We start from the raw sequence: 24,945 nt of genomic DNA, 5'->3' as shown, positions 1-24,945 counted from the left end.
CAAACGAAAACCGGGCGCCTTTGGGCGCCCGATCCTGTATCATCCGGTCAATGATCGGATTAAGCGTTTAATACGCTCTTTAAGTACTCTGCGATCTCAGGTACCTGGCAGTTTGCAAAGAAATACTCCTGGAATTTCTCTCCACTGATGGCGGTCTTTAAGAAATCCTGATCGATATTCTTTAAGATGGTCATCATATCGGTATGGGTGATCTTCTTCACCTCATCCAGGATCTTCTTGTTGCGCTGCTCAGGAATTACGCGCTCCTTTGGATAGCCGCCGCCGCTCTCGCAGCCGAAAAGCTTCTCAAATACATACTGTAAGTGCAGCTCGGCGCCCCAGCCAAAGCCCTTGGCAAATGGCATTGCAATGGCGTTTCCGTCATTGATCTGAGCAAACATATAAGCATCCTCTACATCTACGATATGACCGCAGAGTACGCCGGGAAAAGAGTTGCAGGCTAACATAGCGCCTTCTCCTGTGCCACAGCCGGTAACGACATAATCTGCAGCCTTAGAGTTTAACAGGATAGCAGACAGCAGTCCGCACATAACGTAGGTCAGCTGTGTTTCATCCTCAGCGGTATACATACCGTAGTTGAAAACTTCATGGCCCATAGGCTCTACAATCTTTTTTAAGTTCTCGCAGATCATGGAATTCTTTGCAGCCTGGCTGTTCTCGTTGATCAGTGCAATTTTCATAGTGCTTTCTCCTTTATACATATAGTGATAAGCCGGAAGGAGCAAAATCGTCCCCTGCGGCATATACATTATCATACTACAGACCGGAAACACAGGCAAGTTTTATTCTTCGATCACCTGTATCTCCAGATAGTCAAAATCTACCGATTCAATAAAATGATCCCGGCCAAAGCGGGTTTTTGCATGTAGCTTAAAATCTTTTATATTGGAATCCAGCCAGATCGGCTTTTCCAGGTCAAATTCATAGCAGATCTCATCCAGACAGTCAAATACCATCTGGGTCCGTGACTGGGAGTAGTCGCTCCGGCAGGCAGTTATATCCTTTAGCAGATGGTTGTCCTTTATGAGCTTGCCCCACATTCTGAACATAAAAATCCCCCTTTCTCATACATGGTATGCTTCAGTATAACACGGCAAAATGCAGAACCTCAAGACTTATATTTCTGAAAAATCCTGCTGTGCCTCCGCCAGGATATCTTTGGAATATCCGTCTTTTGTATATGTATCAAAATCACAGGCTGTCCGTCTGGTAATGAGAGACGCCGTCTCTTCCCCCAGAATATCAGAGATACAGGTATGGAAGCTGTTTACCAGGTGGCCGCAGTGATACAGAAAATCCTTCGTATATTGTCCGGCCAGTTCTTTTTTCACAGCTGCGATCCTCTGACGGCTTTTGGGAGTCTGACAGTAGCCTACATAGGAAAAAGTGCAGCAGCTGTCGCCAAGTCCCAGGGCCGACCGGGTGATCATTGCCAGATCGGGATGAAAGCCCTGGATCAGATGGAGATCTACATATCTGCAGTACAGTGCGCCGTAGCGTTCCAGACCATATCTGGCCCAGCTTTCCTGCCACATGCAGCGGTGGCAGCAGAGCGTATAAACAGGGGACTCGCTGCCAATACTGTAGTCCTCAGGACTTGAGGGGATTTGGAGTTCGCCATAGGATAAAAATGTCTCATGATCAAGCCTGCGTCCGTCTCGGACGGCCCGTTTTCGCATCCGCTGTCCCCTCTCATGGGCATAGCGCATGATCGCATTTGCAAAAATATCCAGTCCGTATTCTCTCAAATGTTCCTCCAGTGTTTTGCCATATAATCCGATCAGAAGTCCGTGATGAGTTACGGTATATGTACTGCGCTCCATAGAATTTAGCAGTTCCTTTCTGTGACAGTTATTTTTGTAAGGCTATTATACCACAAAACAGATATGGAAAAGCAGACCATCTCTTGCCCAGCGGCCTGTTTTGTAGTAAGCTATGGATATACAAAAGACGCGCGGTTTTGGTATGATTTCAGGATGCGCGGGACTCATAAGGAGGACAAAATTGTGGCACAGGCCATTACAGATTATGTAAAATTCCTGGCAGATGCCAGAGATGCGATATACCGCGTGAACTGCGACAGCCGTACAGCCAGACAGCTGGAAGCAGAGGAGAGCCAGAAGGAAAAGGAGCTGGCTTCTTTGAAAAAAGAGGTGGCGGATACCATTTCCCGCACCGTAAAGGCACGCAGAGATGAGATTGAATCCGGTTATGACAGAGAAATTGCAAAGGGGCAGGACAGGCTGAAAAAAGCCAGAGCTAAACGGGAAAAGGCAAAAGATAAAGGCGTGAAAGAACGGATTGCCGAGGAAACCAGCCAGTTAAGAGACCACAACAGAGATTTGAAGATACAGTTAAAGACCATGTTTAAAAAGGATCGTGTTCCGGCCTTTGTAAATACGACCTTCTTTTATGCCCTTTATTATCCCAGGGGAATGAAGGAATTTGGAATAGGTTTTTTAACCTTCCTTATCTGCTTTCTGGCATTCCCCTGCGGCATCTATTTTTTGATTCCTGAACGAAAATGGTGGTATCTGGCTGCAGTTTATGTAGCAGATGTATTTTTATTTGGAGGGCTTTATCTGATGGTGGGAAACCGTATTCGGACTCATTATCAGGATGTTTTAAAGAAGGGGAGGGAGATCCGCAATCTTCTCAGGGACAATCATAAAAAGATCCATGTGATTACCCGTACCATTCAGAAGGACGGAAATGAAGCTCTCTATGACCTGGAAAAATATGATGACGAGATTGCCTGCGCCAGCCAGGAGCTTTCTGAAATTGCAGAGCGGAAAAAGGATGCTGTGAGCAATTTTGAAAATGTGACAAGAACCATTATTTCAGATGAGATCGAGGGAAGCCGCAGAGAAGAAATGCTGGCTCTGGAAGAGGAGATTAAGGAGCTTTCCGCCCAGCTTCACAGCCTGGAGGACAGTATCCGGGATCAGAACATCCATATCACAGATACATTTGGCCCTTATCTTGGAAATGAATTTTTAGAACCCGACCGCTTAAGCGAGCTTTCAAAGCTGATCCAGTCAGGCTCCGCGGCCAATATTACAGAGGCTATTACCCTGTATAAGGCTGGAAGCCAGAAAAAGGCGGATGGACAGTAGAAGAACGATAGATATTTTTAAACGGAAAAGGCCCCATACCGGTGCATCCTTTCTGGTGTATTTCAGAGAAGAGATGCAGGTATGGGGCTTTGGATTTGTTTACAAAGTCAGATAGTGAAAATCCACCTGATTCGCTGTGAGCAGCTGGGCCTCTCTCTGGTGGCAGGTAAAGAGAATGATCTGTCCCTTAAAGGTCTTTGAGAGCCATTTTAAGGCAGTTTTCAGCCGTTCATCGTCATATAGAGCAAAGCTGTCGTCAAAGATTAAGGGCATCTGTTCTCCTTCCGTCTGAACCAGCTTTGCGGCGGCAAGGCGGACTGCCAGATAAATCTGATCCATGGTTCCGCTGCTGACCTGCTCCACAGGAACAAGATGAGAGGGGGTGTTCATAAAGATATTTAAGTCCTGATCGATACTCATACTGGTGTAGATACCGCCTGTGATACCCGCTATAAGCTCAGAAGCAGTTTTATTTAAGTAGAGACCGAAGGAATCCCGGATGGTAGAGGAAAGCCGGTTTAAAGTATCCTGGGCCAGATCCAGGGCATCCAGCTCCTCCTGAATCCTCTCATTTTCCGTGAGAGCGTGCTTCAGGCCTTCCGCTTCACTGCGGCAGGTACTGAGCCGTTCCAGTTTTTGTTCTAATTCCCACTGAAGGCGCTGACCGGTTTCGATTTCCTTTGAAAGCTCTGCTTCACGGGACTGGAGCTGTTCGGCTTCATCTGTGAGCCGCTTCAGGGCGTTCTCCGACTGATATACAGCCCGCTCCAGGCGAAGGAGCTCCGATATGCGCTGTTCTAACCGGCGGATGGATTCATCGGAGATAGAGGAATCGCCCAGATGATCCCTGAGAATCCCGGATAAAAAATCCGTTACAGAGGACAGCTCTCGTTTTAGGCGCCGTCTGCTCCATAGCTGCATCAGGGCAGCTGCCAGGAAGACAGCGCCTCCAAGGCCGCAGAGACCGGTGAGAAATGTAAAAAAGGCAGGAGAGGTTCCAGCGTGTTCAGGCCCGAACCGGGTAAGAAGCCCCCGGATCATATCTGGTTTTTTGATGCAGGATCCCATTCCCAGAGCCAGGATGCCTGCCGCCAGAAAACAGAGGGCTGTGGCTGCCGTCTGAACGCGTCCGCCGGATGCCGCCGTTTTTTCTCTGTATTCCTTATAGGCTTCCTGTGTCTGGCGAAGCTGGTTTTGAATGGAGGCCTCATCTGTAAAATGGCTTCCAATAAGGATCTGCCGTCCTCTGGCAGTTTTTTCAAGAAGAGACTCTTTTTCTGTCCGGTGGGTTTCAAGCTCTTCCTTTATCTGCGTCAGATCAGCCTGACAGGATGCAAGACGGTTTTGATAGCGGGGATCGGAAATTTCGTGTTCAATGGTGCGTACTTCGCTCAGAAGCGCTGTGTATCTCTTTGCGGCCTCAGGTACCAGCTTTGCAGCCATTTCCCGCCTCTGGGATTTTAGAAGAGCGCTGGCTTTGGTGATATTTAAAGCAATACTGCCGGAGGTATTGAGATTGGCAATGTAATTTCGCAGCTCCGATACCATCCCCCCGTCTGTGGCGCTTTTTAACTGTCCGATGCTGATGGTGTTGCTGTAGGCGGTTTCTGAAAGGCCGCACCGCAGGCGTTCCCACAGAGCCGCTGTGGGCGTTTCCTCACAGCCCTTTGTTTCATTGATGATCGTAAGGCTTTTATTCCCTTTTTGAAATCTGCGTTCAATCCGGAAGATTTCTCCCTGGCTTTCCAGACGGAGCCATCCCTGATAAGCCCCTGTACCGGACCATGGTTCAAAGCGGGAATAGGTATCATTTTTGGAAGCACGTCCCCGCTGACGTTCAATTCCAAAGAGCATTCCGCGGATAAAGGTATGAAGGGTGGATTTTCCGGCTTCATTTTTTCCATAGAGCACATTTAAGCCGTCTTCAAAGGAAAGATCCAGGTCATTCAGTTTTCCAAAGCCGTCAATATGAAGACTGAGTATTTTCATGGGTCTAGCTCCTTTCGTCCGTGGTGTGAAGCAGGGCATTTACGCCATAATAAAGGGCCTTTTTTTCTACAGGTGACATATCCTCTTTTTGGAGTGCCTGGATAAAAAAGCCGATCATATCGCTGGAATGTTCTGCAAAAAGTGCTGGAAAGTCATAGAGCGGTTCGGATTCGTCGATGATTTCACCGATTCGGAATCGTGCAGAGAGGGAGGATAGATCAAAGGTAATATCCGGATCCCTCATTCCTTTTAAACGGAAGCGGTAAATATGCTCCCGGCCCCGTTTGTCGATTTCGTTGATGATCCGGTCGGTCAGACCTCCGTTTGTCGTTTCCGTCGTGACGGTCACAGCCAGAGGGATGCAGCGCAGGCTGGCGGCAGGGATAAAGTCCAGACGGGTCAGCCGCCGGGTAACGGGGTGGATTTCTCCTTCAAAATATCCGTGGGTTCCTGTCTCTGTCAGATCCAGGGGTTCAGGGGAACCGCAGTAGGCCATTTTATCCTCGGCAATGACCTGCGCTTTGTGGATATGTCCCAGTGCAATGTAAGAAAATGGGGATAAGCTCAGGGTGTTGAAATTCATAGGAACATGGGCCGGGTCTCCGCCGTGGGCTAAAAGGATCTGGATCCGGTTGTTTAAGGGAACCTGGATATCCTCTAAGAGAGGCTCGCGTATTTCAGTGGTATGGTAGCTGAAGCCATAGACCTCTGTGTTAATGTCATCAAAGTAAACAGAACTTAAAGCGGGATCAGCAAGAAAGGTTACATTAGGGCTCCAGGAAAAACTCAGGATACTGGAATTTTCCCGGATCTTGTCGTGGTTTCCTGCAATCATCACGACCCTGACATGGGGGATTGTGGAAAAGAGATAATTGACTTCTTTGATATCCCGCATCAGAGGCTGGCGGTGAAAAAGATCGCCGCTGATAAACAGGCAGTCGGCTTTCACTGCGCCTGCATGATCGATAATGGCTTTAAACGTATCCCGGATGGCTTGTGCCCGTTCTTTTCCCCAGGGTTTATCTGCATCCGGGGTCATGCCCCAATGTACATCGCCTGTATGGATGAATTTCATAATACCTCCCCCTCGTCCGGAAGCAGAGGATGCTTCCAACGCTTCCATAAACATCAGGGCCTGTTATCGCAACAGGCCCTGGTTTGATATAGATGCTGCCTGCAGCCGAAACGCAGTCCGGACTGCAGATCATGGATAAAATTACAGCTCGCAGTTATTTACAGTTCTTGGGAACGGAATGACGTCGCGGATGTTGGACATACCGGTCAAGTACATCACGCAGCGCTCAAAGCCCAGACCAAAACCGGCATGACGGGCAGAACCGTATTTGCGCAGATCCAGATAGAAGCCATAATCCTCTTTCTTAAGGCCAAGCTCCTCCATTCTGGCAACCAGTTTATCGTAGTCGTCCTCTCTCTGGCTGCCGCCGATGATCTCGCCGATACCGGGAACCAGACAGTCTACAGCCGCTACAGTTTTGTTGTCGGGATTCATCTTCATATAGAAGGCTTTGATTTCCTTTGGATAGTCTGTAACAAATACAGGCTTCTTGAAAATCTGCTCTGTCAGGAAGCGCTCATGCTCGGTCTGAAGATCGCAGCCCCAGGATACCTTGTAATCGAACTGGTCATTATGCTCCTCTAACAGTTTGACTGCCTCTGTATAAGTGATGCGGCCAAACTCGGAGTTCAGTACATTGTTTAAGCGGTCTAACAGGCCCTTGTCCACGAACTGGTTGAAGAAGTTCATCTCCTCCGGTGCGTGCTCCATTACAAAGCGGATAATGTATTTTAACATACCCTCAGCCAGATTCATATTGTCTTCCAGATCAGCGAAAGCAATCTCAGGCTCAACCATCCAGAACTCAGCCGCATGGCGGGTAGTGTTGGAATTTTCCGCACGGAAAGTAGGTCCGAAGGTATAGATATTGCGGAAGGCCATGGCGTAGGTTTCGCCGTTTAACTGTCCGCTTACGGTCAGGTTGGTTGGCTTTCCGAAGAAATCCTGCTTGAAGTCTACCTTGCCGTCTTCTGTCTTTGGAATATTGTTTAAGTCCATGGTAGTTACCTGGAACATCTCTCCTGCGCCCTCGCAGTCGCTTCCTGTGATCAGAGGGGTGTGTACATAGACAAAATCACGCTCCTGGAAATACTGATGGATGGCATAGGCAATCAGGGAACGTACGCGGAATACAGCCTGGAAGGTGTTTGTTCTGGGACGCAGATGGGAAATGGTGCGCAGGTACTCAAAGGAGTGGCGTTTCTTCTGCAGCGGGTAATCCGGTGCGGAGGCTCCCTCTACCGTAACTTCTGTGGCCTGGATCTCAAAGGGCTGCTTTGCCTGAGGCGTAGCCACCAGAGTACCCTTTACAATGACAGCTGTTCCTACACTCAGCCTGGATACCTGCTGAAAGTTCTCCAGCGTGTCGTGATAAACGGCCTGCAGAGGCTCAAAATAGGTTCCATCGCTGATGACGATGAAGCCGAAGGACTTGGAATCTCTCAGGCTGCGAACCCAGCCGCCGATGGTTATTTCCTGATCCATATACTGATCCGGATGCTTGTATAATTCTCTTACTGTAATCAGATCCATAATAATGGTAACTTCCTTTCTTTTTCCATTGATTTCGATAAAAAAATATGTCTTAAAAACTGCATATCGTGATTATATGATATTTCTCTCAATGTTTCAAGGCCTTCCCAGCCGGAGTTTCCGCATTTTTCTGCAAGTTTAAGGCGCTGAAGGAAGAGACTGCCCTGGTTTGCATGTTAGATCCGGATAAAGGATATATAGTATTTAAAACTGTACCATAATACAAGATATGGATAAATTAGAAGAACTATGGAATTTTTAAACGAAAAATGTCGGAAAACTGCGCAAAAAACACAAAATAAAATTAAATATTTATATACGGAAACTAAAATTTGTGTTATAATTATACTTACAAAAATTATAACAGCAAGAGGTGATAACGTGATTAAGAAAGAAATGATTGCCATGCTTTTAGCTGGCGGACAGGGAAGCCGCCTTGGCGTTCTGACAAAGAAAGTAGCCAAGCCGGCGGTATCTTTTGGGGGGAAGTACCGTATCATTGATTTTCCGCTGAGCAACTGTATCAACTCCGGTATTGACACAGTGGGAGTTCTGACACAGTATCAGCCATTACGTTTAAATACCCATATCGGAATCGGTATTCCGTGGGATCTGGACAGGAACGTAGGCGGCGTGACGATCTTACCTCCATATGAAAGGAGCAAAGGCAGCGACTGGTATACCGGTACAGCCAATGCGATTTACCAGAATCTGGAATATATGGAAGCGTATAATCCTGAGTACGTGCTCATCCTTTCCGGTGATCACATTTATAAGATGGATTATGAGGTTATGCTGGATTATCACAAAGCGAATAATGCGGATGTCACCATTGCTGCCATGCCTGTGCCTATTGAGGAGGCCAGCCGATTTGGTATTCTGATTACGGACGAGGCCAACCGGATCACAGAGTTTGAGGAAAAGCCCGCTGTTCCCAGAAGCAACCTTGCTTCTATGGGTATTTATATTTTCAGCTGGCCCGTATTAAGGGACGCTTTAATCCACTTAAAGGACGAACCCGGATGTGACTTCGGAAAGCACATTATTCCGTACTGTCACGGAAAGGGAGACCGCATTTTTGCATATGAATACAACGGCTACTGGAAGGACGTAGGTACTCTGGGATCTTACTGGGAGGCCAATATGGAGCTGATCGACATTATTCCTGAGTTTAATCTTTATGAGGAATACTGGAAGATCTATACCAAGAGTGATGTAATCCCTCCTCAGTACATAGCAGATGATGCAGAAATCGAACGCAGTATCATAGGCGAGGGAACAGAGGTTTACGGCAAGGTGATCAATTCTGTTATAGGTTCGGGAGTTACCATTGAGAAAGGAGCCGTAGTTCGAGATTCCATCGTGATGCAGGGCACTCATATCGGAGCCTGCACAGTGGTGGACAAGGCCATTATCGCTGAAAATGTAACGATCGGGGCAAATGCCGAGGTAGGCTTTGGAGATTATGCACCCAGCACCTATGATCCCAAGGTATATCAGTTTGAACTGGCTACCATCGGAGAGAATTCAGTGATTCCTGACGGCGTGAAGATTGGAAGAAATACAGCCATTGCGGGCGAGACGGCAATCGACGACTATCCTGACGGTATACTGGCAGGCGGAAATTACATTATAAAGGCAGGTGGCGTGAAATGAGAGCAATCGGTATTGTTTTAGCAGGTGGAAACAGCAAGAGAATGCGGGAATTGTCCAACAAGAGAGCCGTAGCCGCTATGCCGGTTGCAGGAAGCTACCGCAGCATTGACTTTGCATTGAGCAATATGACCAATTCCCATATCCAGAATGTGGCTGTATTTACACAGTACAATTCCAGATCCTTAAATCTTCATTTAAGCTCGTCCAAGTGGTGGGATTTCGGACGTAAGCAGGGCGGACTGTTTCTGTTTACTCCATCCATTACTCCGGAGAACGGCGACTGGTACCGCGGAACCGCAGACGCCCTGTATCAGAACCTTACATTCTTAAAGAACAGCCATGAGCCCTATGTAGTGATCGCCTCCGGCGACGGCGTGTACAAGCTGGACTATAACAAGGTTCTGGAATACCATATCGAGAAAAAGGCAGATATCACCGTTGTATGCAAGGATATGGAAGAAGGTATGGACGTCACCCGTTTCGGCTGCGTGAAGCTGGCTGCAGACGGACGGATCGTGGACTTTGAGGAAAAGCCCATGGCTTCAGACGCCACTACGATTTCCTGCGGTATCTATGTAATCCGCAGAAGACAGCTGATCGAGCTTCTGGAGCGCTGTGCAGCAGAGGACCGCTATGATCTGGTAAATGATATTCTGGTGCGCTATAAGAACTTAAAGCGCATCTATGCATACAAGATGGACAGCTATTGGAGCAACATTGCTACCGTAGATTCCTACTATAAGACAAACATGGATTTCCTGAAGCCGGAAGTGAGAAATTACTTCTTCAGAGAATATCCGGATGTCTATACCAAGATTGACGATCTTCCTCCGGCAAAGTACAACCCGGGCGCTGTGGTGAGAAACAGCCTTGTTTCCAGCGGCTGTATCTTAAACGGCACGGTAGAAAATTCGATCCTGTTTAAAAAGGCTTATATCGGAAATAACTGTGTGATCAAAAACTCCATCATTTTAAATGATGTATATATCGGAGATAACACGGTGATTGAAAACTGCATCGTTGAAAGCCGTGATACCATCCGGGCCAACACCACACATATCGGAACGCCGGATAATATCAAGATCGTGGTAGAGAAGAACGAGAGATATACATTATAATTTACGCGCAGTCATCTTCCTGCTGTGCGTGGAAGATGCAGCAAGGGGGCTGACGGAGAGGACGGAAGGGGATTAGCATGCAGGTTACGGATGTAAGAGTCAGACGGGTAGAAAAAGAAGGTAAAATGAAAGCGATCGTATCTATTACCATGGATAATGAATTTGTGATCCATGATATTAAGGTGATCGAGGGAGAAAAAGGGCTGTTTATCGCGATGCCCAGCCGCCGTTCTGCAGACGGCGAGTACCGCGATATCGCTCATCCCATCAATTCCGGCACCAGAGAAATGATTCAGAATACTATTCTGGAGAAATATGAGATGACGCTGCTGGAGAATGGGGGAGCAGAGGCTGAATAACCGGATAATATTAAGAACCGGACAGAAGGATTGAATTCTTTCTGCTCGGTTTTTTTGTGTGGTGCGCCTGGCGGCGCACGTCGCCAGCCATGATTAAAAGAGGGATTTTGGTGTACTTTTTGCCGAGTACTGCTGGAAGAAAGCCGGATGGAACTGGAAATGATTTTGGGGTATACTACGCATAACAAACAGACAGTGAGTATAAAAATCAGGAATGTACGAAGGCAGAAGGGAGGAATACCGGATGCAGATGGATGGACGCCTGAACCGGCTTTTGTCAGTGCTTTCAGAAGATTTATATATAAATATGGAAACCGTGTCCGACCAGATGGAAGTCAGCGAGAGAACGGCCCGGACACTGGTCAGTCAGCTGGATGAACTTCTTTGCCGGAACGGAGCTGCCATAGAGCGCCGCAGAGGTCTTGGACTCAGGCTTTGCGTAAAGGAACCGGAGCGCTATCAGGAGTTTATAAAGGGAAGAACCTCAGCCCTGCTTCCGGAGACCGGAAAAGAGAGGATAGAATTTATTCTGGCCCGATTATTTGCCGCTGCTTCCGGAGTGAAGGCGGAGGAGCTCTGCGAACGGCTCTATATATCCAGAAAAACGTTGTCCCTTGATTTAAAAGGAGTCGAGCAGTATTTAAATAAGCATCATCTGGCTCTTGAAAGAAAACCCTATTACGGTCTTAAAATCCAGGGGGATGAATTTTCCATACGGCTTTGTATGAGCGCGGCATTTTATGAGTTCAACGATCAGTGGTTTAAGGAAATTTATCATACATTTTGGGATGGGGAACAGATCCGCAATGAGATTCTAAGCAGTGTAAAACAATGTGGGGAAACCATCTATGAAATGGATATCCCTAATATTGTCCTGCAGGTGCAGATCGCTCTGTACCGCTGGGGACGGGGCTGTGTGATTCCGTTGGAGGAGATGAAGCACAGCGACCTGCTTCATGAAGGCGATATCCGTGCCGCAAGGCTTTGTGCGGAAGGACTGAAAGAGGCTTTTGGAATCTGTCTTCCGGTTCCTGAGATTAAATACATGGCGATTCAGCTTCTGGGAAAGAAAAAGATTTTGGCCGGAGACAGAAGCAGCGTTTTTATTGATATGGAGATCAATCAGCTGGTGAACCGGATGCTTGAAAGCGTCAAGCAGACATATAATCTGGATCTGGCATCGGATTTTGATTTAAATACATCCCTGAGACTTCACATGGTATCGCTGCGGATCCGCCTGCAGTACCGGCTGAAAATGGACAACCCCATTTTAAAGGAGATTAAAGAGGTATACAGCTTTCCCTATGCAGTGGCGGCCCATGCGTCTACGGTTTTGTCGGAGTATTTCCACACCATAGTCCCTGAGGCAGAGATTGGATACCTGGCCCTGTGTTTTGCCCTTTCGTTAAAACGACAGGACAGACAGAGGTACAAGAGGAATATCCTTCTTGTGTGCGCCTCCGGTTCCGGTAGTGCTAAGCTTTTTGAATATCGGTTTCGGGAAATGTTCGGAGATTATCTGGACCGGGTAGAAGCCTGTGATATCGGATCTCTGGCATCCTGGGATTTTTCTAATATAGATTATGTATTTTCTACGGTTCCCGTAAAAACAGCCATTCCGGTTCCAGTGTGTCAGGTACAGTATTTTTTTGACAGGCACAATGCGGGAGAGGTGGAACGGCTGCTGAAAAGCAGCAGGAAAGGCGGAATCCGATCGTATTTTGACCGGTCGCTTTTTTTTACCAATATAAAGGGAAACAGCAGAGAGGAGATACTCCATGAGCTGTGCGGGTGCATCCGCAGAGTGCGGGAACTTCCGCCGGATTTTGAGGATTCCGTACGAAAGAGAGAAAATCTGATGCAGACAGACTTCTGTCCTCAGATTGCAATTCCTCATCCCTATCAGCCGGTGACGAAGGATACTTTTGTCTGCGTGGCGCTTTTGGAAAAGCCGGTGCTCTGGCATATTTATGAGGTACAGGTGGTATTTCTTTTATCCGTTTCGGTTAATAAGGAAAACCTGGAGGAATTTTACCGGATTGCCCCCAGTTTTATGATGGACGAGGGCTGTATGAACCATCTTCTGGAAACCCGGAGTTATGATACCCTGATGGATATTATTGACTGGGCGGAGAGAGATGAGCTTCAGAACCGGTAGTATATAAAACACATTAACCAAACTAAGGAGGTAACAATTATGGGTACGATCAGAGTGTTATTATGCTGCGGAGCTGGATTCTCCAGCGGATTCCTGGCACAGAAGGCAAGACAGGCAGCAAAGAAGAAAAAGCTGGACATGACTGTGGAAGCCAGAAGTGAGAGTGTGGTAAGCGAGTACATGGACAAGATGGATGTACTGTTAGTTGGTCCCCACTATGCAAGCGCTGTTCCGAAGCTGACAGAGGAGTGCGCACCCCATGGAATCCAGGTAGAGCTGATACCGGCAGAGATTTATTCTTCTCTGGACGGAGCCGCACTGGTTGAGCTGGCAGAGAAGGTAGCTGCAAGAAAGGATGGATAAGTACAGATGAATGGTTTAATGACATGGCTTTCGGACGTATTTGCTCCTAAGGCCCGGCAGGTTTTTGCAAATCCATGGATCGATACCGTGGCAAGTACCATGAAGAAGGTTCTTCCGATCATTTTGACCGGTTCCTTGATCTTCTTCTACAACGTATTCCGTTCCTATATCCCGGCGCTTCCTGATTTAAGTCCCATTGCGAATTTCTCCTTTGGACTGCTGGCAATCTTCGTAGCTTTCTTTGTTACCCATGAGGCCATGATCAAGCTGGGACATGGACAGTATCAGATTAATGCATCGCTGATCTCCATTGCAGCGTACCTGCTGCTTTGCCGTCCTCAGGTAGTAGACGGAATCTTCCAGATTGATAACGGCCGTATCGGCGCTGCCGGTATCATGATGGGTATCGTAGTAGGTCTTTTCGTTGCCATTGTATTCCACATCTATGCAAACCTTCATGTACTGGAAAACAATGATACGCTTCCGGACTTTGTAAGCGACTGGATCAACAATATCATTCCCATTACCATTACTCTGGGACTGGCGATGATCTTTGCAAACGTATTAAAGCTGGATCTTTACAATATTCTGGTAAGCTTCTTTATGCCTCTTCAGAAGGGCGCTCAGACACTTCCCGGCTTTATCCTGATCTGCTTTGTACCGGTTATTTTCTACTCAATGGGTATTTCCAGCTGGGTATTCAATGCAGTTACCACTCCTATCTTTATGGTGGCGATCGCAGAGAATATCGAGGCTGTGGCAAACGGCGGCGTTCCTATGAATATCGCTACCAGCGAGGCCGTATTTACAGCTGCTTTGATCACCATGGGCGGCCGCGGCGGCACACTTCCTTTAAACGTGCTGATGCTGGGTTCCAAGAGCAAGAAGCTTAAAACCATGGGTAAGATCTGTATCGGACCTTCTTTGTTCAATATCAACGAACCGTTAATGTTCGGCGCACCGGTTGTATTTAACCCTCTGTTAATGCTTCCGATCCTGATCAATAGTATCGTTGGTCCTACAGTTGTATGGCTGACCATGCACTATGGCCTGTTAAATATTCCTTCCAAGATGGTTCAGGTAGGACAGATCCCGGCTCCGTTTTCCAGTGTGATGATTACGGGAGACTGGAGAGCCGTTCCGGTGTATATCGTACTGTTTATCCTGTATCTGCTGACCTGGTATCCATTCTACAAAGTATATGAGAGACAGTGCGTAGAGGAAGAAACACAGGCTGCATGCTGATGCAGAGCACTTAAAACATATGGCGGCGTTCCCTGGTTTTGGGGGCGCTGCTTTTCAGAAAGGAGAGAAATAAAAGTGGGAGAAATGATGTTTAAGGATGATGATAAGGTCGTTCAGGTTGCCATGCAGATCGTAATTTCTGCAGGTGATGCCAGAAATGCAGCCGGAAAGGCATTAGATTGTGTAGCAGCATTTGATTTTGCAGGAGCAAAGGAGCATATGGAGGAGGCAAATAACCATATTTGTGCAGCTCACAATGCTCAGACAGAGATGATCCAGTCTGAGATCGCGGGAACAGAAACCATTCAGCCAAGCCTGCTGTTTAACCATGCACAGGATACGCTGATGACCGTTATGTCAGAGATCCACCTGTCAGAGAAAATGATCCAGGTATTTGAAAGTTTCTACAATAAAATGAATGCATAAAGGAGGAACTATGAGCGCAGATATCAGAAAGACGATGCCGGAAGGCTTTTTATGGGGAGCTTCTACAAGTGCTTATCAGGTAGAGGGAGCAGCAGAAGAGGACGGAAAGAAGCTGTCCCAGATGGACATTTTAAACCGCGGAACCGGCTTTGCAGATGCAAGCGTAGCCAGTGATCACTATCACCGCTATAAAGAAGACATCGCGCTGATGAAGGAATGCGGCTTTACTGCATACCGTTTTTCCTTTTCCTGGTCAAGAATTTTCCCGGACGGCGTTGGAGAAGTAAACCCAAAGGGCCTGGAGTTTTATGACAACCTGGTAAATGAGCTGGTAGCAAATGGAATTAAGCCGATCCCTACCATTTACCACTACGATATGCCAATGGCTCTTGTAGACAAATATGACGGCTGGATAAGCCGCCAGAGCGTGGATGATTTTGTGGCTTACGGAGAGTTCCTGATCCGCAGATACGGCGACAGGATCAAAGACTGGCTGATTATCAATGAGCAGAGTATTATTGTGGAATTCTGGAAAAAGAAGAATTATGTGCCTGAGAAATACCATGGGGATCCTCAGGTGAAATTCCAGATCAACCACCATATGAATCTGGGACAGGCAAAGATCAGCAAGCTGATCCATGAGCTGGTAGAAGGCGGACGTTCCGGTGCAGCCATCGGATATTCTCCGGTATACGGACTGGATTCCACTCCGAAAAATATGCTGGCTATGTTAAATGCAGAGGATTTAAAGAACCACTTCTTCCTGGATATTTATTTTAAGGGCAAATATCCCGTAGGTGCATTCCGCTATCTGGAAGAGCATGGAATGGCTCCTGTGATCGAAGAGGGAGATATGGAGATTATCCGTGAGGGAATGCTGGACTTCCTGGGCGTAAACTACTATGCAAGCAAGTGCGTGCGCTTCCCGGATGCTGATAAGAATGAGCTGACAGAGGCTAGGAGCAACTTAAGCGGCAAGAAGGGCGCTATGGGAGCTTATGAGGTAATGCCTGATTTCTATCAGTACATGAAGAATCCGAATGCGGATACAAATGACTGGGATTGGACCATTGACCCAACGGGTATGCAGTACCTGCTGCGTGATATCTATCAGCGCTATGAGATCCCGATGATCATCACAGAGAATGGTCTGGGTGCAAGAGATGTTCTGGAGGACGGAAAGGTACATGATGATTACCGTATCGATTACTGGACGAAGCACCTTCAGGCAATTCACAGAGCTATTGAGCTGGGAGTGGACGTAAGAGGCTTCCTGCCATGGTCCTTTGTGGATGTACTCAGCACCAGTAATGGTTACCAGAAGCGTTATGGTCTGGTGTATGTAAACCGTGATGATGAGGACATCAAGGATCTGGCAAGAATTCCAAAGGATAGCTATTACTGGTATCAGAAGGTGATCGCTACCAATGGGGCACATTGTCTGGAAGAAGAATAAAGATATAAAAAGGCCGTCCAGCCGGAATCGGAAAAGTCGATTCCGGCTGGGCGGTTTTTACATCCTCTTCAAAATACTTCTCGCCACGCTGATACCGTTTGCAGAAGCCTGCTGCAGGCCTCTGGTAACAGAAGCGCCATCGCCGATGGCTCTCAGTCCATGTACGCTGGTTTCAAAGTCTTTATCAACCACTACCTTGTTGGAGTAGAATTTAACTTCTACGCCATAGAGCAGGGTTTCATCGCTGGCAATACCGGGAGTGACCTTGTCCAGGGCCAGGATCATTTCCTTGATATCCGTCATAATGCGGTAGGGGAATACAAGGGACAGATCGCCGGGAACCGCATCCTTTAAGGTTGGGATCAGGTTGTTGCGGCAGAGGCGCTCCTCTGTGGTGCGGCGGCCTCTCTGGAAGTCGCCGAAGGTCTGGACCATGATCCTGCCTCCGCAGAGCATATTGGAGAGCTGGGCAATGTGTTTACCGTACTCGATGGGCTCGTTAAAGGGGCGGGTGAAGTTTTTGCTTACCAGAAGGGCAAAATTGGTATTGTTTGTCTTATATTCCTGTGATTTATATGCATGGCCGTTTACTACTGCAAGGCCGTTTTCATAGTATTCGGTTGCTACTTCACCGGAAGGGTTGCTGCAGAAGGTGCGTACCTTATCGTCAAAGGTAGGGGTGTAGTAGACCAGCTTGGCCTCATAAAGGTTTTCGTTGAGGAATTTCATAACCTCGTCGCGGACTTCAACGCGGACGCCGATATCCACGGTTCCAACCTTTGTCTCAATGTGGTGGTTATCGCAGACATGGGAGAACCAGTCAGAACCCTCGCGGCCAATGGCAGCTACGATCTCCGGTGCGCAGAAGGTTTCATCTTTGTCCGTTACAATACCCTTTACGGTATCGCCGTCGATCAGGATGTCCTTTACCATGGTGTTAAATTTCATCTCAATGCCCTGAGCCAGCAGGTGCTCCTGAAGGCGGGTATAGATTTTGTAGCCTTCCTCTGTACCCAGGTGACGGATGGGGCATTCGATGAGCTTTAAGTTGGCGTTGATGGCTTTGCGGCGGATTTCTTCGATTTCCTTCTGCTTGTCAATGCCGTATACATTTTTGTCTGCCCCGAATTTCAGATAAATGTCATCAGATTCCTTTAAAAGCGCAGCCGTCTCGTCATACCCCAGGATTTCGGGCAGGTTTCCGCCTACATCTGGAGACAGTGAAAGCTTTCCGTCGGAAAATGCTCCGGCGCCTGCAAATCCAGTTGTGATGGAACAGGGCTTGCAGCCTACACAGACCTTGGTAGTGCGCTTGGGGCAGACACGTTTTTCAATGGGCCGGCCCTTTTCGACCATAAGGATCTTAAGTTCCGGTTTCTGACGGATCAGCTCATAGGCGCAGAAGATGCCGGAAGGGCCGGCGCCGATGATGATTACATCATACAGATTATTTTTGCTCATAAGAAATTCTCCTCTCTTTGAGATTCAAAGCCTGATGGTAAATAAGGCCCAGAACGAATATAACTATAGTCTATCATAGTTATGAAAAGGGGTCTACCGTTCTTTTTTCATTACCCGTGTTACCATAAAAATACAGTAAAACATGGCTAAGGCCCATGCAATGGGATTGGCCAGACAGATGCCAAGATATCCCAGCTTTGTTACTGCCAGAAGGCCTCCAAGGCTTCGTCCGATCAGCTCGCCGATGCCGGATATAACAGCCTGCATACTGTATCCAAGGCCCTGAAGGGTATTTCTGAAGATCATTAAGAGGCCGTGGAAGCAGAACAGAAGGCTCATAACGCTTAAGTATTCCAGCGCTCCGGCAGTAACTGCCGGGTCTGCGTCTCCCAGCACCAGCCCGACGGCAAAATCTTTGCACAGGAAAATGGCGGTCCAGGCGGCAGCGCAGTAGCACAGCTGGATTTTGCAGCCGTCCTTTATACCCTGGCGGATGCGGTCGGTGCGCCCTGCACCGTGGTTCTGGCCGGCATAGGTTGCCATAGCCATACCCACGCTTTCCATGGGAAGGGTGAACATCTGGCGGATTTTTTCTCCCGCGGTCTGTGCGGCTACGGCAGTACTTCCCAAGAGGTTGATGGCGTCCTGCATAATAACGGCTCCAATGGCGGAAACGGAGTATTCAAAGCCCATGGGAAGGCCGATGTAGGCCAGCTTTTTGCAGTGGTGGGAGGAAAGGCGCAGCTTATTTTTAGTAAAGCTCAGGCCGTGTCCTTTTGCAGTTTTGGAGAAGAACCACCAGGTACAGAGCAGGCCGCTGAGGGCCTGGCTGATTACAGTAGCGATGGCTGCTCCGTCTACTCCCATTCCGAAAGGAACGATTAAAATCCAGTCAAGGGCAATATTCAGGAGACTGGAGGCCAAAAGGAAATAAAAGGGATGTCTGGAATCTCCCATGGCCCGCAGGACGCTGGAGGAGTAGTTGTACAGAACCGTAGCAGGAATTCCCAGGAAAATGATGCGGATATAAAGAGAGGCATCATCAAAGAGCTCAGGCGGCGTGTGGATGAGCTTTAGGAGCGGAGGGGCCGTCAGGGTGGTGACAACAGTAAAGACAGCGCTGAGCCCAATGCAGAGGGTGGCTCCGTTGATGAGGAAGCGCTCCAGATTTTTATGATCCTTTGCTCCAAAGGATTCGGCTGCCGGGATGCCGAATCCCACACAGGCTCCCTGGATAAAGCCAAGGATCAGAAAGTTCAGGGAGTAGGTGGTTCCTACAGCTCCCAGGGCGTCGGTTCCCAGACAGCGGCCTACAATAATGGTATCTGCAAAGCTGTAGAGCTGCTGAAAAAGTGTACCCAGCACCAGAGGAAGGGCAAAACGAAGGATCTGAGCCAGGGGGCGTCCCACGGTCAGATCCGTTGTACCGGAACGGTTCTTTTTAACTGTTTCCATGATAAAAATTCTCCTTGTGTGTTTTACGGCTCTATTTTAGCATGGATTCCAGATGAATGGGGAATATCTTTAGAAAATATTTCAGAAAGCGTCAGATTTATGTTAGAGTTCTTTAAGGCTTTCTCAAGGACACAAGGGGGAGAATGTGCTAGAATGATATTATAAGAAATAAACGTACGAAAGAGAAAGAAGGTGGACAGATGAGAACCGGTAAAAACTGGAACATATTAAAAAGGGGTCTTAAGTGGACCATTGGCATCATGGCGGCAGCGGTTATTTGTATCTGCGTAAATGTAGGCATGAAGGGCTATGATATGTACAGAGATGCCATCAGCCAGATCAGCCTTAAGGACAAGGTAGAGCAGATCCGTTCCAAGGAAAACTATACGGAATTTGCAGAGCTTCCGGAAACGTATGTAGATGCGGTTCTCTCTGTGGAAGACCACCGCTTTTACGGTCATATCGGTATTGACCCCATCGCCATTACCCGTGCGGTTATCAATGATATAAGGGCAGGCGCTTTTGTGGAAGGCGGAAGCACCATTACCCAGCAGTTGGCAAAGAACCTGTATTTTACACAGGAAAAGAAGATGGAGCGCAAGGCGGCAGAGGTATTTATGGCTTTTGCTCTGGAAAAGGAATACAGTAAAAATGAGATTCTTGAGCTTTATGTGAATACTATTTACTTTGGAAACGGATACTACTGCATTAAGGATGCCAGTGAGGGTTACTTTGGAAAGGCTCCTGAGGATATGGACGATTATGAGAGCACTCTGTTAGCCGGTGTTCCCAATGCTCCTTCCAAATATGCCCCCACAGTAAATCCGGCACTGGCTGCCAAGCGCCAGGAGCAGGTGCTGGAGCGTCTGGTGGAGTGCGGACTCTTTACAGAAAAACGGGCCAGAGAAACTATGGCAGAGACCAGGGAATATCAGGAACCGGATGCGGCGTAAAGGCTGGATGGTCGGATCTGCCGCACTGCATTTACAATCCACTTATAATTTGATAGAATAAAGAAAAGATAAGCGTTAGACACCCCATGTGCGGGAGTCTAGCGCTTATGGGCGTGTCTGTATACGGCGGACATATGGACAGACAATGCAGCACCGCAGGCATTTTTCTGCGGAAGAGGATAAATTTTGAGATAAAGAAAGAGGAAAACAGATATATGTATTTGATCGTTGGTTTGGGAAATCCTGGAAGGGAGTATGATAAGACAAGACACAATGCAGGTTTTGATACCCTGGATGTGCTGGCAGATATGCTCAATACATCGGTGGAGGAGAAGAAGTTTAAGGGGCTTTATGGCAGAGGCCTCATCGGTGGAGAAAAGGTAATCCTTTTAAAGCCCCAGACCTTTATGAATTTAAGCGGTGAAAGTGTCAGGGAGGCGGCGGATTTCTACAAAATCGATCCGGAGCATATCATTGTAATATATGACGATATCAGTCTGGAGCCGGGACAGCTCCGGATCCGCAGAAAGGGCAGCGCCGGAGGACATAATGGAATAAAGAACATCATTGCCCATCTGGGAATCCAGGAATTTCCCCGGATTAAGGTAGGCGTAGGGGCTAAGCCGCCTAGAATGGATCTGGCGGACTATGTGCTTGGCCGTTTTTCTGCTGAGGACAGAAGGGTGATGGAAGAAGCCTTTAAGACAGCGGCGAAAGCAGCTCAGGTGATGATCACAGACGGGGCTGAGGCGGCGATGAATCAGTTTAATGGGCATAAGGAGTGAGTTTCCGCACATTACAGCGCACCCCGCAGTCTGATACCCAGAGCTCCGGTTTCCGACCATAAGAAAACCTAGGAGACTGAGATTTTTCTAAGGTTTACTAATGGTCTCCAAAGTCGCTCTGGGTATCAGACAGCAGGTCACACTGTAATGTACGGAAACTTCAATATTATCAAGGAAAGGCAGAAAGGGAAATCATGGAAAATCCGTTACTGGAATTACAGGAGTATGAAAATCTTCTGGAGGCTTTAAAAAAGGCAAAGGGGCCTCTGCAGGCGGCCGGGACGCTGGAATCCCAGAAGGTTCACCTCATGCATGAGCTGGGGGAGGACGGGGGATTTCCCTGGAAGCTGGTTGTTACCTATGATGAGCAGAGGGCCAAGGAAATCTATGATGATTTCCGCAGCTTTACCCGGCAGGTCTGGCTTTATCCGGCCAAGGATCTGCTTTTTTATGCTGCGGATATTCATGGAAATCTGATGACCCGGCAGAGGATCTCTGTACTGCGCCATCTGATGGAGGATGAGGGCGGTGTAGTTGTAACGACAATCGACGGTCTGATGGATCATCTCATGCCTCTGGCATTTTTAAAGCAGCATGCAGTGACCGTGGAATGCGGACAGGTTATTGAGCTGGATCAGTGGAAGGAGCGGCTTACAGAGCTGGGATATGAGCGTACGGGCCAGGTAGACGGTATGGGCCAGTTTTCCATCCGGGGAGGCATCATAGATATTTTTCCGCTCACCGAGGAAGTTCCGGTGCGCATTGAACTGTGGGATGATGAGGTGGACTCCATCCGTACCTTTGATCCGGAAAGCCAGAGGTCGGTAGAACAGTTAGACCGGGTTGTAATCTATCCTGCATCGGAAACTGTCTTAACGAAAGGACAGCTGGAGAAAGGGATAAAGCGTTTGGAGGAGGAAACGGCCTCTTATGTGAAGGCTTTGGAGGGACAGAAACGCCGTGAGGAAGCCATCCGGATTAAGGGAATCATACGGGAATTGACAGAAGGGATCCGTGAGGGCTGGAAGAGAGGCGGACTGGATGGCTATATCCGGTATTTCTGTCCAGAAACTGTATCATTTTCCGATTATTTTCCTCAAGGGGACTGTGTTGTTTATTTAGACGAGCCGGGACGGCTGAAGGAGCGGGGAGAAACAATCGAGCTGGAATTTCGTGAAAGCATGGTTCACCGGTTGGAAAAGGGATACCTGCTGCCGGGACAGACAGAGCTTCTCTATCCCGCAGGACAGGTTCTCGGAAGGCTTCAGGGGCCGTACAGCATTATGCTCACAGGGCTGGATCAGAAGCTGCCGGGAATGAAGGTGAACCATAAGTTCAGCTTTGATGTGAGAAATGTAAATTCTTACCAGAACAGTTTTGAAATTTTAATTAAGGATCTGACCCGCTGGAAAAAGGAAGGCTACCGGGTGGTGCTTTTATCTGCCTCCCGTACAAGAGCCAGCCGTCTGGCAGGGGATTTACGGGAATATGATCTGCGGGCCTACTGTCCGGACGGAGAGACGGAAGGAGAGGAAAGCCGCGCAGAACGGAAGGTTCTTCCGGGAGAGATCATGGTTACCTACGGAAATCTCCACCGGGGCTTTGAATATCCTCTGCTTAAATTTGTTTTCATTACCGAGGGCGATATGTTCGGGGTGGAAAAGAAGAAAAAGAAACGGAAGAAGCAGAGCTATCAGGGCCGGGCGATCCAGAGCTTTTCCGAGCTGTCCGTGGGAGATTATGTAGTCCATGAGGAGCACGGCCTTGGTATCTACCGGGGAATTGAAAAGGTAGAGCGGGACAAGGTGGTAAAGGATTATATCAAGATTGAATACGGAGATGGAGGCAATCTGTATCTGCCTGCCACCCGGCTGGAGAGTATCCAGAAATATGCGGGCTCAGAGGCGAAAAAGCCAAAGCTCAACCGTCTGGGAGGCTCTGAATGGACAAAAACCAGGGCAAAGGTAAAGGGTGCCGTTCAGGAAATCGCAAAGGATCTGGTAAAGCTTTATGCGGCCCGTCAGGAGCAGAAGGGCTTCCAGTACGGCAGCGATACGGTGTGGCAGAAGGAGTTTGAGGAGCTGTTCCCCTATGATGAAACAGAGGATCAGTTAGACGCCATTGACGCTGTAAAAACGGATATGGAAAGTCCAAAGATCATGGACCGTCTGATCTGCGGCGACGTGGGATACGGAAAAACAGAAATCGCCCTGCGGGCCGCGTTTAAGGCAGTACAGGACAGCAAGCAGGTGGTCTATCTGGTTCCTACTACGATTTTGGCCCAGCAGCATTACAATACCTTTGTTCAGAGGATGAAAGATTTTCCAGTTAGAATCGAGATGATGAGCCGGTTCTGTACCCCGGCCCAGCAGAAGAAAACTCTGGAGGGGCTGCGGAAAGGGCTGGTGGATATCGTAATCGGTACGCACAGGGTTCTTTCAAAAGACCTGCAGTTTAAGGATCTGGGACTTCTCATTATTGATGAGGAGCAGCGCTTTGGCGTGACCCACAAGGAAAAGATCAAGCAGATGAAGGAAAATGTGGACGTAATGACCCTGACCGCTACGCCGATCCCCAGAACCCTTCATATGAGTCTGGCCGGAATCCGGGATATGAGTGTGTTAGAGGAGCCGCCGGTGGACCGTACTCCCATTCAGACCTATGTAATGGAGTATAATGAGGAAATGGTACGGGAGGCCATTAACCGGGAACTGGCCCGGAATGGACAGGTGTATTATGTATACAATCGTGTAACAGATATTGATGAGGTAGCAGGAAAGATCCAGGCTATGGTGCCGGATGCGGTTGTGACCTTTGCCCACGGACAGATGAAAGAACATGAGCTGGAACGGATCATGACGGACTTTATCAACGGGGAAATTGATGTGCTGGTATCCACAACAATTATTGAAACAGGACTGGATATCCCCAATGCCAATACCATGATTATCCACGATGCAGACCATATGGGACTTTCTCAGCTGTACCAGCTCAGGGGCCGTGTGGGACGTTCTAACCGGGTTTCTTATGCGTTTCTCATGTATAAGAGAGATAAGCTTTTAAAGGAAGAAGCAGAAAAGCGCCTTCAGGCGATCCGCGAGTTTACGGAGCTGGGCTCAGGCATCAAGATTGCCATGCGGGATCTGGAAATCCGTGGGGCCGGAAATGTGCTGGGCGCAGAGCAGCATGGCCACATGGAGGCAGTAGGCTATGATCTGTACTGCAAAATGCTTAATCAGGCAGTGCTTGCATTGAAAGGGGAAGAAACAGAGGCAGATCTTTACGAAACTTCGGTAGAATGTGATATTGACGCCTACATTCCTCCGTCTTATATTAAAAATGAATATCAGAAGCTGGATATTTACAAGAGGATTTCCACCATTGAAACGGATGAGGAATATATGGATATGCAGGATGAACTCTTAGACCGATTTGGAGATATCCCAAAGAGCGTAGAGAATCTTTTAAAGATTGCCATGGTGCGGGCTCTGGCACACAGAGCCTATGTGACAGAGGTATTTGTAAACCGCCAGGAAATCCGGCTTACCATGTATCAGAAGGCGAAACTGGATGTGACCAGGATTCCGGATTTTGTGCAGTCTTATAAGGGAGAATTAAAGCTGGTGCCGGGAGAAACGCCGGTATTTCACTATGTGGACCGAAAGAATAAAAACAGCGACAGCTTAATCATGCTGGAAAAGGCCAGAACTATGCTGGAGCAGCTGGGGAAGCTGGGGCAGAAGGAACCGGGCGGAAACGGGGCAGATTAAAAAGCA

General features: G+C 48.1%; 20 protein-coding genes. 12 read left to right on the top strand and 8 right to left on the bottom strand.

Features of this window, described 5'->3' with window-relative positions:
* Positions 1-59 precede the first annotated feature (59 nt).
* From ACZM6M_RS08635 to ACZM6M_RS08625, 3 genes are all read right to left on the bottom strand, one after another.
* A complete protein-coding gene (locus ACZM6M_RS08635; RefSeq protein WP_066543295.1) occupies positions 60-701 on the bottom strand; it encodes an RpiB/LacA/LacB family sugar-phosphate isomerase in 642 nt (213 codons plus the stop codon).
* 102 nt (positions 702-803) lie between these two features.
* On the bottom strand, positions 804-1,070 hold the full coding sequence (locus tag ACZM6M_RS08630) for a hypothetical protein (RefSeq protein WP_066543294.1): 267 nt from the start codon (positions 1,068-1,070) through the stop codon (positions 804-806).
* A 66-nt stretch (positions 1,071-1,136) separates the two neighbouring features.
* Positions 1,137-1,844 (bottom strand): L-2-amino-thiazoline-4-carboxylic acid hydrolase, encoded by a 708-nt coding sequence (locus tag ACZM6M_RS08625; protein ID WP_337434417.1) that lies wholly within the window; start codon positions 1,842-1,844, stop codon positions 1,137-1,139.
* A 183-nt stretch (positions 1,845-2,027) separates the two neighbouring features.
* Here ACZM6M_RS08625 and ACZM6M_RS08620 point away from each other — a divergent pair, with 183 nt between their 5' ends.
* Complete coding sequence (locus tag ACZM6M_RS08620) at positions 2,028-3,137, top strand: hypothetical protein (protein ID WP_337434418.1); 1,110 nt, start codon at positions 2,028-2,030, stop codon at positions 3,135-3,137.
* A gap of 99 nt (positions 3,138-3,236) precedes the next feature.
* Here the strand turns inward: ACZM6M_RS08620 and ACZM6M_RS08615 are convergent, their stop codons facing one another.
* The 3 genes from ACZM6M_RS08615 to asnS form a co-directional block, all read right to left on the bottom strand.
* On the bottom strand, positions 3,237-5,126 hold the full coding sequence (locus ACZM6M_RS08615) for an ATP-binding protein (RefSeq protein WP_337434419.1): 1,890 nt from the start codon (positions 5,124-5,126) through the stop codon (positions 3,237-3,239).
* A gap of 4 nt (positions 5,127-5,130) precedes the next feature.
* Positions 5,131-6,201 (bottom strand): metallophosphoesterase family protein, encoded by a 1,071-nt coding sequence (locus tag ACZM6M_RS08610; protein ID WP_296034746.1) that lies wholly within the window; start codon positions 6,199-6,201, stop codon positions 5,131-5,133.
* 141 nt (positions 6,202-6,342) lie between these two features.
* On the bottom strand, positions 6,343-7,734 hold the full coding sequence (asnS, locus tag ACZM6M_RS08605; protein WP_337434420.1) for an asparagine--tRNA ligase: 1,392 nt from the start codon (positions 7,732-7,734) through the stop codon (positions 6,343-6,345).
* Positions 7,735-8,115: 381 nt separating this feature from the next.
* On the opposite strand from asnS, the gene ACZM6M_RS08600 reads away from it, so the two are divergent.
* The 8 genes from ACZM6M_RS08600 to ACZM6M_RS08565 all read left to right on the top strand — a co-directional run bounded on the left by ACZM6M_RS08600 (position 8,116) and on the right by ACZM6M_RS08565 (position 16,515).
* Positions 8,116-9,390: a glucose-1-phosphate adenylyltransferase gene (locus ACZM6M_RS08600; protein WP_066543285.1), complete on the top strand. Its 1,275-nt coding sequence runs from the start codon at positions 8,116-8,118 to the stop codon at positions 9,388-9,390.
* Positions 9,387-10,508, top strand: coding sequence for a glucose-1-phosphate adenylyltransferase subunit GlgD (glgD, locus tag ACZM6M_RS08595; RefSeq protein WP_066543283.1), 1,122 nt, complete (start codon positions 9,387-9,389; stop codon positions 10,506-10,508). Before ACZM6M_RS08600 ends, glgD begins: the two co-directional genes overlap by 4 nt.
* Positions 10,509-10,585: 77 nt before the next feature.
* The gene (spoVG, locus tag ACZM6M_RS08590) at positions 10,586-10,867 is read left to right on the top strand and encodes a septation regulator SpoVG (protein WP_066543281.1); all 282 of its coding nucleotides are present in this window, start codon (positions 10,586-10,588) and stop codon (positions 10,865-10,867) included.
* Positions 10,868-11,111: 244 nt separating this feature from the next.
* Positions 11,112-13,025 carry a BglG family transcription antiterminator gene (locus ACZM6M_RS08585; protein WP_337434422.1) on the top strand — a complete coding sequence of 638 codons (1,914 nt, stop codon included), beginning with the start codon at positions 11,112-11,114 and terminating at the stop codon, positions 13,023-13,025.
* A 39-nt stretch (positions 13,026-13,064) separates the two neighbouring features.
* A complete protein-coding gene (locus ACZM6M_RS08580; RefSeq protein ID WP_066543277.1) occupies positions 13,065-13,388 on the top strand; it encodes a PTS sugar transporter subunit IIB in 324 nt (107 codons plus the stop codon).
* Between the two features lie 6 nt (positions 13,389-13,394).
* A complete protein-coding gene (locus ACZM6M_RS08575) occupies positions 13,395-14,633 on the top strand; it encodes a PTS transporter subunit EIIC (RefSeq protein ID WP_066543276.1) in 1,239 nt (412 codons plus the stop codon).
* A gap of 84 nt (positions 14,634-14,717) precedes the next feature.
* A complete protein-coding gene (locus ACZM6M_RS08570; protein WP_337434512.1) occupies positions 14,718-15,059 on the top strand; it encodes a PTS lactose/cellobiose transporter subunit IIA in 342 nt (113 codons plus the stop codon).
* Between the two features lie 10 nt (positions 15,060-15,069).
* Entirely contained in the window at positions 15,070-16,515 is a 1,446-nt protein-coding gene (locus ACZM6M_RS08565; RefSeq protein ID WP_337434423.1) for a glycoside hydrolase family 1 protein, read from the top strand.
* Between the two features lie 57 nt (positions 16,516-16,572).
* Here the strand turns inward: ACZM6M_RS08565 and ACZM6M_RS08560 are convergent, their stop codons facing one another.
* Both ACZM6M_RS08560 and ACZM6M_RS08555 read right to left on the bottom strand, forming a co-directional pair.
* Complete coding sequence (locus ACZM6M_RS08560; RefSeq protein ID WP_337933088.1) at positions 16,573-17,976, bottom strand: NAD(P)/FAD-dependent oxidoreductase; 1,404 nt, start codon at positions 17,974-17,976, stop codon at positions 16,573-16,575.
* Positions 17,977-18,069: 93 nt separating this feature from the next.
* Complete coding sequence (locus ACZM6M_RS08555) at positions 18,070-19,431, bottom strand: MATE family efflux transporter (RefSeq protein ID WP_418762345.1); 1,362 nt, start codon at positions 19,429-19,431, stop codon at positions 18,070-18,072.
* 200 nt (positions 19,432-19,631) lie between these two features.
* Here ACZM6M_RS08555 and ACZM6M_RS08550 point away from each other — a divergent pair, with 200 nt between their 5' ends.
* The 3 genes from ACZM6M_RS08550 (at position 19,632) to mfd (ending at position 24,939) form a co-directional block, all read left to right on the top strand.
* The gene (locus ACZM6M_RS08550) at positions 19,632-20,384 is read left to right on the top strand and encodes a transglycosylase domain-containing protein (RefSeq protein ID WP_066543266.1); all 753 of its coding nucleotides are present in this window, start codon (positions 19,632-19,634) and stop codon (positions 20,382-20,384) included.
* 215 nt (positions 20,385-20,599) lie between these two features.
* On the top strand, positions 20,600-21,169 hold the full coding sequence (gene pth / locus ACZM6M_RS08545; protein WP_418762347.1) for an aminoacyl-tRNA hydrolase: 570 nt from the start codon (positions 20,600-20,602) through the stop codon (positions 21,167-21,169).
* A 194-nt stretch (positions 21,170-21,363) separates the two neighbouring features.
* Complete coding sequence (mfd, locus tag ACZM6M_RS08540) at positions 21,364-24,939, top strand: transcription-repair coupling factor (protein ID WP_337434427.1); 3,576 nt, start codon at positions 21,364-21,366, stop codon at positions 24,937-24,939.
* Positions 24,940-24,945: the final 6 nt, after the last annotated feature.

The sequence above is a fragment of the Enterocloster sp. genome, assembly GCF_057861365.1.
This window is presented reverse-complemented; position numbering and strand designations above follow the sequence as displayed.

Bases quoted from the DNA above. Each gene is read 5' to 3' on its own strand.
- ACZM6M_RS08635 (WP_066543295.1), bottom strand. From the start codon at position 701: ATGAAAATTGCACTGATCAACGAGAACAGCCAGGCTGCAAAGAATTCC.
- ACZM6M_RS08630 (WP_066543294.1), bottom strand. From the start codon at position 1,070: ATGTTCAGAATGTGGGGCAAGCTCATAAAGGACAACCATCTGCTAAAG.
- ACZM6M_RS08625 (WP_337434417.1), bottom strand. From the start codon at position 1,844: ATGGAGCGCAGTACATATACCGTAACTCATCACGGACTTCTGATCGGA.
- ACZM6M_RS08615 (WP_337434419.1), bottom strand. From the start codon at position 5,126: ATGAAAATACTCAGTCTTCATATTGACGGCTTTGGAAAACTGAATGAC.
- ACZM6M_RS08610 (WP_296034746.1), bottom strand. From the start codon at position 6,201: ATGAAATTCATCCATACAGGCGATGTACATTGGGGCATGACCCCGGAT.
- asnS (WP_337434420.1), bottom strand. From the start codon at position 7,734: ATGGATCTGATTACAGTAAGAGAATTATACAAGCATCCGGATCAGTAT.
- glgD (WP_066543283.1), top strand. From the start codon at position 9,387: ATGAGAGCAATCGGTATTGTTTTAGCAGGTGGAAACAGCAAGAGAATG.
- spoVG (WP_066543281.1), top strand. From the start codon at position 10,586: ATGCAGGTTACGGATGTAAGAGTCAGACGGGTAGAAAAAGAAGGTAAA.
- ACZM6M_RS08585 (WP_337434422.1), top strand. From the start codon at position 11,112: ATGCAGATGGATGGACGCCTGAACCGGCTTTTGTCAGTGCTTTCAGAA.
- ACZM6M_RS08580 (WP_066543277.1), top strand. From the start codon at position 13,065: ATGGGTACGATCAGAGTGTTATTATGCTGCGGAGCTGGATTCTCCAGC.
- ACZM6M_RS08575 (WP_066543276.1), top strand. From the start codon at position 13,395: ATGAATGGTTTAATGACATGGCTTTCGGACGTATTTGCTCCTAAGGCC.
- ACZM6M_RS08570 (WP_337434512.1), top strand. From the start codon at position 14,718: ATGATGTTTAAGGATGATGATAAGGTCGTTCAGGTTGCCATGCAGATC.
- ACZM6M_RS08565 (WP_337434423.1), top strand. From the start codon at position 15,070: ATGAGCGCAGATATCAGAAAGACGATGCCGGAAGGCTTTTTATGGGGA.
- ACZM6M_RS08560 (WP_337933088.1), bottom strand. From the start codon at position 17,976: ATGAGCAAAAATAATCTGTATGATGTAATCATCATCGGCGCCGGCCCT.
- ACZM6M_RS08555 (WP_418762345.1), bottom strand. From the start codon at position 19,431: ATGGAAACAGTTAAAAAGAACCGTTCCGGTACAACGGATCTGACCGTG.
- ACZM6M_RS08550 (WP_066543266.1), top strand. From the start codon at position 19,632: ATGAGAACCGGTAAAAACTGGAACATATTAAAAAGGGGTCTTAAGTGG.
- pth (WP_418762347.1), top strand. From the start codon at position 20,600: ATGTATTTGATCGTTGGTTTGGGAAATCCTGGAAGGGAGTATGATAAG.
- mfd (WP_337434427.1), top strand. From the start codon at position 21,364: ATGGAAAATCCGTTACTGGAATTACAGGAGTATGAAAATCTTCTGGAG.